This is a genomic window from Deltaproteobacteria bacterium (assembly GCA_009692615.1).
GTDB lineage: Bacteria > Desulfobacterota > Binatia > UBA9968 > UBA9968 > DP-20.
Map to the genome: position 1 here is coordinate 1 of SHYW01000160.1, position 8,839 is coordinate 8,839.

Here is an 8,839-nt window from a genome sequence, read left to right on the forward strand (position 1 = left end):
GGCCTCAACCACGGTGATCTCGCTGCGATATACTCGTTGAATTACGTCTAGTCGTTTCTCGTCTTTCATTGTCAGGGTTGTCATCCTTCCACCCTGACATAATTACGTTGCCGTTAACCCCTGACATAATCACTTTGCTACAACATGGCCCAAATCTCATGTTGACTTTCAGTTCAGCTTGCGGCAGCTAAAGAGAACATATGGCAAAAAAGAAATCGGCTAAGAAACCGCGAACCGTTAATCAGCAACTCACCTCCCTCGAAAAACTTGTTCGGAGTGGCTTTCGGCAAACGAATGGAAGGTTCCGGCAGGTAGATAAACGATTCGGCCAAATGGACAAAAGCTTTGGCCAAATAGACAAACGATTTGGTCAAATAGACAAACGATTCGGCCAAATAGATACAAGATTCCGGCAGGTCGGTAGGCAATTTGGGCTTGTCCACCTTGAATTTCGCGATCTCCGTAAGGAGATGAACGAGAGATTCGCGGTCATGGAGGATCGCATCGATCGGCTCGCAGCCCATGTCGATGGTTTCATGAAGCTTCATGAAACTATGGACTTTGAACTGCGGGTCATGAAAGAACAGATGAACCAGTTTGATGAGCGCTTGAAACGTATCGAAGTTGCTCAGGCGAGCTAGTTCCAATCCACGATACATGCCAAGAAACTATTGCCCCAATCTGACGGGGTGAATTTACGTTGTTGATCAATCTCAAGACCGCGAAGCAAGTTCGGAGGACCGACACGTAGGTCGGCCCCTACAATGGTCTGACAGGCGCCCTGGCAATTCAAAATCGGCACATGGGCGGATAAGGTGATTAGGTAAGCATGAGGCATGAGATGAGAAACAGAGTTCGGATAATTTTTTTGACGGCGTGTTTGATGAGCGCGAGCGAAGCCGCATTGCGCGCCGCTGAGCCGACCAAGGTTTTGATCGCCCATGGCGCGATCAGCAATAACGTCGAGCCGTTGTGGATTGCCAAGGAGCAAGGGATTTTTCGTAAGTACGGCATCGACGCGGAGCTGGTATTCATCATCGCCGGGCGGGCGATGCAGGCGATGTTGGCGGGGCAGGTTCCGGTTGGATTGGTCGGCGGCACGCATGTCGTGAATGCCAACACCGGCGGCAGCGATTTCTCGATGGTACTCGGTTTGGAAAACCGCCTCGACTATTATTTTCTCGCCAAGCCGACGATCAAGAGCGGCGAAGATTTGAAGGGCAAAAAAGTCGGCATCGGCACGCCCGCCGGTTCTGCGTCGTTGGCGGCCTACGTGTCGTTGGATTTTCTCGGCCTGGTGCCGCGCCGCGACAACATCGTCCTGCTTGGCGTCGGCGGCGTTCCCGAGCGCATGGCCGCGCTACGCGCCGGCACCGTCGACGCGACGACGCTGTCGCCTGAGATCGGCCAGCAGGTACTTGGCGAAGGTTATCGCGTGTTGGTCGATCTCGGCAAAGAAAACGTCCAGTTCCAATCTTCCGGCCTGGTTTTTTCCCGAACCTTCATCAAAAGCAATCTTCAGCTGGTTGAAAACATCACCAAGGCGACGGTGGAAGGCGTGGCCTACATTCACAAGCCGGCCAACAAAGAAGTAGTGCTCAAAAGCCTCGGCCGCAATTTGCGCTTGAGTAAGCCCGATCAGATGGAGAAGGCTTATCAAGGTTTGGTCGGCGGGCTGCCGAAAAAACCTTGCCCGTCGACTGAAGGCATGATCGCGGTGATCAAGCTGATGGCGCAACATGGGATCAACGCCAAAGCTTCGACGTTGAAAGCCGAAGAGCAGTTGGATCTGAGTTTCTGCAAAAGATTTGAAGACAGCGGGTTTTTCAAAAATTTGTATTGAAGACTGGAGTGCAGGGTTAGATGACATCGACGAGTAATGGCGCGCTCGCGCCCGACGAATTTATCGCGTCGATTTGGCTGGAGCGGCGTCGCTATGTGGCCGAAGGGCGCATTAAGCAGCCGCATCCGTGGCGCGTGGCGTTGAGCCAAGGTAAGGTGTCGCGCCATGCGTTAGTCGAGTACGTCAAGAATCGCTACTATTTTCTCGCCAACATCAACCGCAAAGACGCCCAGGTGATCGCCAACTGTCCGATCTCCGATGCGCGCCGCCAGCTGCTGCGCAAGTATATCGACGAGGAAGGCCAAGACGTGGCGGGCGGACAGCTCGGGCCGCACTACGATATGTGGCTGACGATCGCCGACGCGCTGGGCATTTCCCGTGCGGTGATGCAGAGCTTCGACGAAGTGCTGCCGGTGTATCGCTACACGGTGGACGCGGTATTCAACTTCGCCAAGCATCAGACTTGGTTGGAAGGCGTGGCCGCGACCTACGCGACTGAAGGGCGCATGTGGAAACGCTACACGCCCAAGGCGGAGCACAAAGAGGAAGGCTTGTTGGGCGAAGGCGAAGCGTGGACGCGCCATTACGGTTTGCCCAAAGAGGCGCTGCTATTTTTCCATGTCCACAGCGACGCCAACGACGAACATGGCGATATCAACGAAGCGATCTTGAAAAAATATTGCGTGACCGCAGAACAGCAGCAAAAAGCTCTCGCCGCGGCGCGTTTTCGCTGGGAGAATCAGGAAACGCGCAGCGATATTATTTATAAATATTATGTGGCGGGTGAAGGTGCGTAATTCTTGAACGGGGGCTTTCTGTCCCATCTATCATTCCCGCGCAGGCGGGAATCCAGCCTTTTCTCGAATGGCAAAGCCGTTCTTTGTCTATATTGCCGCGAGCAAAAAAAATGGCACCTTGTATGTCGGTGTGACTTCCGACGTGCCTGGAAGGGCCTGGCAGCACAAGAACATAGTCGTTGACGGATTCACGGCGAAGTATGATGTCAATTTGTTAGTGTACTTCGAACCGCATGAACAGGCGGAGAGTGCTATTCTTCGGGAGCGGCAAATTAAAAAATGGCGGCGGGCTTGGAAGATTCGGTTGATTGAGGAAGGCAATCCAGAATGGCGAGACTTATACGGCGATATTGTGTGAGGGGATGGATTACCGCCTGCGCGGGAATGACGGACTGTGGCATTGGCGCTCAGCGAAATCGCAGCACGTTGCGGGATCGTTTGGTTGCGAATGTAGTTCGATTGACGCTCTTGTGTGCGTTGATTTGTGCCAGCAACATCTCCGCCCAACAACTCGAAACTCTCAACGTCTCCTACGCTTCGGTTACCGGCAGCCGCATACCGTTGTGGATCGCCAAGGATGTCGGGTTGTTTGAGAAGTACGGCCTCAACGTCAATCTCGTCATCATCGCTGCCGGAAATGCGGCGATCGGCGCCTTGGCCAATGGCGACGTGGAAATTCTCGGCGCGCCGGGATCGACGACCATGGTTTCCGCGGCGAAGGGATTGCCATTCGCCATCGTCGGCACCTTCGGGCCATCGGCGTGGAAGCTGGCGACCCATCCGTCGATTACAACGGTCGAACAGTTGCGCGGCAAAACCGTCGGCATCAGCCGGCCGGGGACGACAATCGATTTCGCCACCAGGCGCGCCTTGCAAACGCTGGGTTTTACGCCGGGCAAAGATGTGAACATTCTGGCCACCGGTTTGGCCGAATCGAACAAACGCATCATGGTCATGCTGCAAGGCAAGATGGATGCGACGCTGGTGAGTCCGGACAATCTCTATGAGGCGGAGATCAAAGGTTGGAAGCTTTCCATTGTCGCCGATCTGAAAGAGCTAGGCATCGTCACCAGCGCCAGCGATCTTTCGGCCAAGCGCGACTTTCTCAAGAATCAACGCCAGAAGGCGCGCGCCTTCATGATGGCCTACGTCGAAGGGATCTGGTACGGCAAAGCGAACAAGAACGCCGCGCTGGCGAGCTTTCGCAAACATATGCGCGAGAGCGATCCGCGCCGTGTCGAAGCGCTGCACAAAAATTACGTCGTCGACTATCTGCCGGCGCGGCCGTTTCCGATGGAAGAGGCGATTCAAGCCGATATCGAAAACCTGACGCCCACCGTGCCCGAGTTTCGCGGCAAGAAAGTCGCTGACTTCGTCGACAAGAGTATTCTCACCGACTTGGAACGCGAAGGTTTTTTTACGCAACTGGCGAACCGCTACGGTAAGCAGTTGTAGGGGCGACCCTGTGTGGTCGCCCGTCCCACAGGGCAGACACGCGGGTCTGGGCGGACACATAGGTCCGCCCCTACAATCCGCCGTCGTGTTGACCTGCTCGGAGCGATCATATATTCCATTCAAATTGTCTAACGAAAAGAGGAGCGAGTTATCGTATGCCGTATTTTGATTTACATCAGCATATAAAAAATCTCGAAGAGCATGGACTGCTCAGGCGCATCACGCGCTTGATCAATAAAGACACGGAGCTGCATCCATTGGTGCGCTGGCAGTACCGCGGCCTGCAGGAAGAAGATCGCCGCGCCTGGCTGTTTGAGAATGTTACCGACGCGAAAGGCACGCGTTACACGATGCCCGTGGTGGTCGGCGCGCTGGCGGGAAAGCCGGAGATTTATTATCTCGGCATGGGCTGCAATAGCGCCGAAGCGATGGACGCGATGTGGAAAAAAGCTTTGGCCGAACCGATCAATCCGATCACGGTCACCAACGCGAAGTGCCAGGAAGTCGTCATTCAAGGCGAGGAGCTAGACAAAGAGGGCAATGGTTTAGACCGTTTCCCCGTGCCGATTTCCACGCCGGGATTCGACAACGGTCCGTACACCACCTGCTCGCACTGGATCACTGCCGATCTCGACACCGGGATTCAAAACATCGGCAACTACCGCGGCGAGATCAAAGCCGGCAAGCGCGTCGGCGTGTTTCCCTCGGGACTAGGTCAAGATATTTATCTGCACTGGCAGAAGGCGGTCGAGAAGGGCGTGCATCTTCCCGCCGCATTAGTCATCGGCGCGCCGCCGATCGTTTCTTATGTCTCGGTGCAAAAGATTCCCTACGGCGTTGACGAAATGGGCGTGGCCGGCGGCTTGGCCGGCGAGCCGATCCCGATGGTGAAGTGCAAGACCAATAACATCATGGTACCGGCGGACGCGGAGATCGTTATCGAAGGCATGTTGAACACTGAATTCATCGAACCCGAGGGACCCTTCGGCGAGTCGCACGGCTACATGCATCCGCGGCAGTTGAATCCGTTCATGGACGTGACCGCCATCACCTATCGCAAAGATGCGATTTACACTTCGTGGCTCAGTCAATTGACCCCCAGCGAGTCGTCGGTCATTCGCAAGATCGGCTACGACCGCTTGATGCTGGTGCATCTGCGCGACGAATGCCGCATTACTTCAGTCTTGCGGGTCGAGATGCACGAGCCGCTGACCAACACCTACAAGCTGGTCATCATCCAAATGAAGAAGCCCAATGAAGCTGAAGTCTGGCGCGCGCTCCACGCCGCATGTTCGTTTCATCCCGGCGTCGGCAAGATCGTCGTCGCCGTCGATGAAGACATCGATCCGTCCAATGAAGCGGCAGTCTTTTGGGCGATGTGTTATCGCATGAAGCCGCACAAGGATGTTCACATCGTGCCAGGCATGGAAAAGGGCCATGCTCCACCGTTTCTCTTCGAGCATGAAACCAAAGGCACCGACGTGGTTTCGTATCACTTGCCTGCCGACGAGTCGGCGATGCTGTGCAACGCGATCTTGAAAGAACCCTTTCCGCCGGTGTCCTTGCCCAAGCGCGAGTTTATGGAGAATGCGCGCAAGATCTGGGAGGAGTTGGAGTTGCCCAAGCTGCGTCCGCAAGCGCCGTGGTTCGGTTATTCGCTCGGCCAATGGAGCGATGAGCTCGACAAGGAAGCGCAGCTCGCGGTCGAAGGCCGCCACTTTGAAACCGGCGAGAAGTTGAAAAAGTTGCGGGTCAAAGTTCGCTAGGATAGTTGTTATTCATTAATAAAAACCCGCCGCGGCGTGCAAGTGCCCGGCGGGATTTTTTTGTTTCGGATTCGGATTCGGATTCGGATTCGGATTCGGATTCGGATTCGGATTCGGATTCGGATTCGGATTCGGATGATTAACCGCAAAGAACGCAGAGTACGCAAAGTTAAAATTCGAAACTAAAATCATAGCTTCACTCACCGCATTTCGCCTCCGAACTTTGCGTTCCCTGCGTTCTTTGCGGTTAAATAAATCTTAAGACCGATAGCGCCAGAGCTGCGGGATGGCGAGGCAGATGGCGAGGATCATCACGAAGCAGAGCGCGCTGCAGATGAGCAGCGCGTTGGGCGCGCCGACCTGTTGGGCGGCGAAGCCGGCGAAGACGGCGCCGAGACCGTTGGTCGCTTGGGCGAAGGCGGTGATCAAACTCGACGCGCGGCCCAGCATTCCATCGGGCGCGAGCATTTGCACGACTGTGCGGCGGATCGCCACGCTCACCGAATCGGTGAAGCCGAGTAAGAAAGTGGCGCCCACCGCCAGCCAAAATGAATTCGATATTCCCAACAACGCTAGGCATCCAGCGAAGACGATCGCGGCGAGTACCACTAGTACGCCCATACGTCTGACGTTGCCGATCATCAACAAGATAATCGAGCCGATGATCGCGCCGGCCGACGGCGCGCCGTAGAGCATGCCCAATCCCGAGGCGCCGGTTTTGAAAACGTCGGCGGCGAAGATCGGCAGGATCGGTTTGTAAAACCCCACCAGGGTGACGCCGAAGTCGAGCAGGAACAGCGACAAGATAATTCGTTGAATCCAGATAAACTCAATGCCTTCGAAAATGCTTTTGAGATTGACCCGGCGCCGTTCGCCCTCAGGGACGCCGGAAGTGCGCATGGCGAAGATCGCGATGCCGGAGGGGATTAACATGACGATGGTCAAGAAATAGGTGAAGACCAGTCCGCTGTGATCGATCAGCACGCCGCCCAGCGCCGGGCCCAAGAGAAAACTGGTTTGAATGATGATGGTATTGAGCGTCACCGCGTTCATCATGTAGGACGGCGGCACCAAGCGCGGTATCAACGCCGAGCGCGCCGGCCAATTGAACACTTCCACCAGCGCACCCATAAATCCCAGAGTGAAAATATGCCAGACCTGGATCTTGCCGGTCATGGTCAAGAAGCCGAGCAGCAGACTCGGAATCAGCTGAATGCCGACGGTGACGACCAAAAGCTTTTTGCGATCGAAGGCGTCCGCCACGGCGCCGGCGAACAGACCGAAGATGACGAAGGGAAAGGCTTGAAAGAAACCGGTGAGGCCCAACTGCAATGCCGAGCCGGAAATTTCATAGACCTGGTAGAGCCCGGCAACGTTGCGCACTTGAATGGCTACGGCGTTACAAACGCTGGCAATCCACATCAAGCGGTAGTCGCGGATCGTCAGCGATGCCCAGGGACGCAGGGGCGCGGCCTCTGCCCTGGAAGTTATTTCTTCTGAATTAGCCAAGACGGGATCGATGAAATTGGAAAGCTAGGACAGCTATAGCGCGGCGCGAATCGAATTGCGAAGAGTGGTCGCGGCGGCGAAGACTGGCATCGCCGCCGCGACTTGATAGCGACCTAACCGACGGCGGCTTGGTGTTTATCTTCCAAGACGCCTTGATGCGCGGCTTGAGCGAGCACGGCTTCGATGGTTTTGATCAATTCGCGCGCCGCATCGACGCTCAGTTCGACAGCGACCCGAGCGCCAGGGCCCTTCGATTCGTCGACGAAATCGATGTTGAGCGCGTGTTCGAGCGGCATACCGTAGGGATGATCGTAGGAGACATTGGCCTCTTTAAGATCGATCCACTCTTGACCTTGTTTGCCGCGGCCGTAGATCTTTGCTTGATGAGTTATGCTGGTGCACATGATGGATCCTCCGCTGCCTACTTCAAGTTTTTCTCGCAGAAGGCCAAAACCTTTTTCCAACCATCGACCGCTTGTTCTTGGCGATAAGCCGGGCGATCGTAGTAGAAAAATCCATGGCCGGCGCCGTCGTAGCGATGGAATTCAATGTTCTTGCCATGTTTTTTCAGCTCGGCTTCATGTTGGTTGACCTGATCGGGCGAAGGCGATTTGTCGTCGTTGCCGAAAATGCCGATCATCGGGCAGGGCAGATCTTTGGTGTAGTCGATGGGCGCTACCGGTTTTTTCGGGTTCAGCTCTTCCGCCTTCATGACCACGCCGCCGCCCCAGCATTCGACCAGAGCGTTGTAGTTTTTGCTCTTACAGGCGGCGAGAAAGCCATGGCGGCCGCCGGAGCAGGTGCCGAAGACGCCGATTTTACCGCTGACGTAGGGCAGCGAGCGCAGCAATTGGTTGGCGCCGTCGAGATCGCCGACCACCTGATCGTCAGGGATACCGCCGGCAGCGCGGACCTTGGCGCCGACATCTTCCGCCGTGCCGTGGCCATCGCGGAAATAGAGATTGGGTGAGATCGCGACGTAGCCGTGATGGGCGAAACGGCGCGTGCATTCACGGTACCATTCGTCCCAGCCGGGCGCGTGGTGGATCACCACCATGCCGGGGAATGGACCTGCGCCCAAGGGACGGGCAACATAGGCATTGATCGAGTCGCCATTGTGGCCCTTCATGGCCACGGTTTCGGCGATCATGCCTTCATATTGGTTAGTTTGATACATGACTTTCTCCTCCTTCAAGGAAAGTTAATTTTGTTTACTGTGGTCTTAGTACGAAAGCCGCGCTGGAAGCAACAAGTTTGGCGAGAAAACCGGCAGCGAAATTGGCGCTAATCTAGTCTAAATTAAGGCCAAAATTTGGACTATCGTGGCAACGTCAATATGTCATGTTAACAGCAACGCGATTATGTCAGGGTAGTGCGTTGGGTTGAGGTCGTAAGTTAGAAACCTGGCCATAGCGGAACCCCACCTTGTTGGAGTTGGTTCGATATAGGCCAAGTGTGTGCGTCGTTTT

Annotated in this window: 9 protein-coding genes; 6 read left to right on the forward strand and 3 right to left on the reverse strand. The window is 55.4% G+C overall.

All coding sequences use genetic code 11. The annotated features are described in order from the left end of the window. Positions 1-200 precede the first annotated feature (200 nt). From EXR70_23985 to EXR70_24010, 6 genes are all read left to right on the forward strand, one after another. Positions 201-641, forward strand: a complete 441-nt coding sequence (locus tag EXR70_23985; protein MSP41557.1) for a hypothetical protein — start codon at positions 201-203, stop codon at positions 639-641. A gap of 188 nt (positions 642-829) precedes the next feature. Then, entirely contained in the window at positions 830-1,843 is a 1,014-nt protein-coding gene (locus tag EXR70_23990; GenBank protein MSP41558.1) for an ABC transporter substrate-binding protein, read from the forward strand. Positions 1,844-1,863: 20 nt separating this feature from the next. Continuing rightward, positions 1,864-2,640 (forward strand): hypothetical protein, encoded by a 777-nt coding sequence (locus EXR70_23995; protein ID MSP41559.1) that lies wholly within the window; start codon positions 1,864-1,866, stop codon positions 2,638-2,640. Between the two features lie 67 nt (positions 2,641-2,707). Further along, the gene (locus EXR70_24000; GenBank protein MSP41560.1) at positions 2,708-2,998 is read left to right on the forward strand and encodes a GIY-YIG nuclease family protein; all 291 of its coding nucleotides are present in this window, start codon (positions 2,708-2,710) and stop codon (positions 2,996-2,998) included. Further along, positions 2,968-4,095, forward strand: coding sequence for an ABC transporter substrate-binding protein (locus EXR70_24005; protein ID MSP41561.1), 1,128 nt, complete (start codon positions 2,968-2,970; stop codon positions 4,093-4,095). Before EXR70_24000 ends, EXR70_24005 begins: the two co-directional genes overlap by 31 nt. 155 nt (positions 4,096-4,250) lie before the next feature. Beyond that, a complete protein-coding gene (locus tag EXR70_24010) occupies positions 4,251-5,861 on the forward strand; it encodes a UbiD family decarboxylase (GenBank protein ID MSP41562.1) in 1,611 nt (536 codons plus the stop codon). A gap of 258 nt (positions 5,862-6,119) precedes the next feature. On the opposite strand, the gene EXR70_24015 is transcribed toward EXR70_24010, so the two are convergent. The 3 genes from EXR70_24015 to EXR70_24025 all read right to left on the reverse strand — a co-directional run bounded on the left by EXR70_24015 (position 6,120) and on the right by EXR70_24025 (position 8,547). After that, complete coding sequence (locus EXR70_24015; protein ID MSP41563.1) at positions 6,120-7,370, reverse strand: MFS transporter; 1,251 nt, start codon at positions 7,368-7,370, stop codon at positions 6,120-6,122. A gap of 113 nt (positions 7,371-7,483) precedes the next feature. Further along, entirely contained in the window at positions 7,484-7,774 is a 291-nt protein-coding gene (locus EXR70_24020; GenBank protein MSP41564.1) for a hypothetical protein, read from the reverse strand. A 17-nt stretch (positions 7,775-7,791) separates the two neighbouring features. Beyond that, on the reverse strand, positions 7,792-8,547 hold the full coding sequence (locus EXR70_24025) for a dienelactone hydrolase family protein (protein MSP41565.1): 756 nt from the start codon (positions 8,545-8,547) through the stop codon (positions 7,792-7,794). Positions 8,548-8,839 lie beyond the last annotated feature (292 nt).

What these genes read in the sequence shown, in the direction of transcription:
- EXR70_23985 (MSP41557.1), top strand. Translation starts at nt 201, where the DNA reads ATGGCAAAAAAGAAATCGGCTAAGAAACCGCGAACCGTTAATCAGCAA.
- EXR70_23990 (MSP41558.1), top strand. Translation starts at nt 830, where the DNA reads ATGAGGCATGAGATGAGAAACAGAGTTCGGATAATTTTTTTGACGGCG.
- EXR70_23995 (MSP41559.1), top strand. Translation starts at nt 1,864, where the DNA reads ATGACATCGACGAGTAATGGCGCGCTCGCGCCCGACGAATTTATCGCG.
- EXR70_24000 (MSP41560.1), top strand. Translation starts at nt 2,708, where the DNA reads ATGGCAAAGCCGTTCTTTGTCTATATTGCCGCGAGCAAAAAAAATGGC.
- EXR70_24005 (MSP41561.1), top strand. Translation starts at nt 2,968, where the DNA reads ATGGCGAGACTTATACGGCGATATTGTGTGAGGGGATGGATTACCGCC.
- EXR70_24010 (MSP41562.1), top strand. Translation starts at nt 4,251, where the DNA reads ATGCCGTATTTTGATTTACATCAGCATATAAAAAATCTCGAAGAGCAT.
- EXR70_24020 (MSP41564.1), bottom strand. Translation starts at nt 7,774, where the DNA reads ATGTGCACCAGCATAACTCATCAAGCAAAGATCTACGGCCGCGGCAAA.
- EXR70_24025 (MSP41565.1), bottom strand. Translation starts at nt 8,547, where the DNA reads ATGTATCAAACTAACCAATATGAAGGCATGATCGCCGAAACCGTGGCC.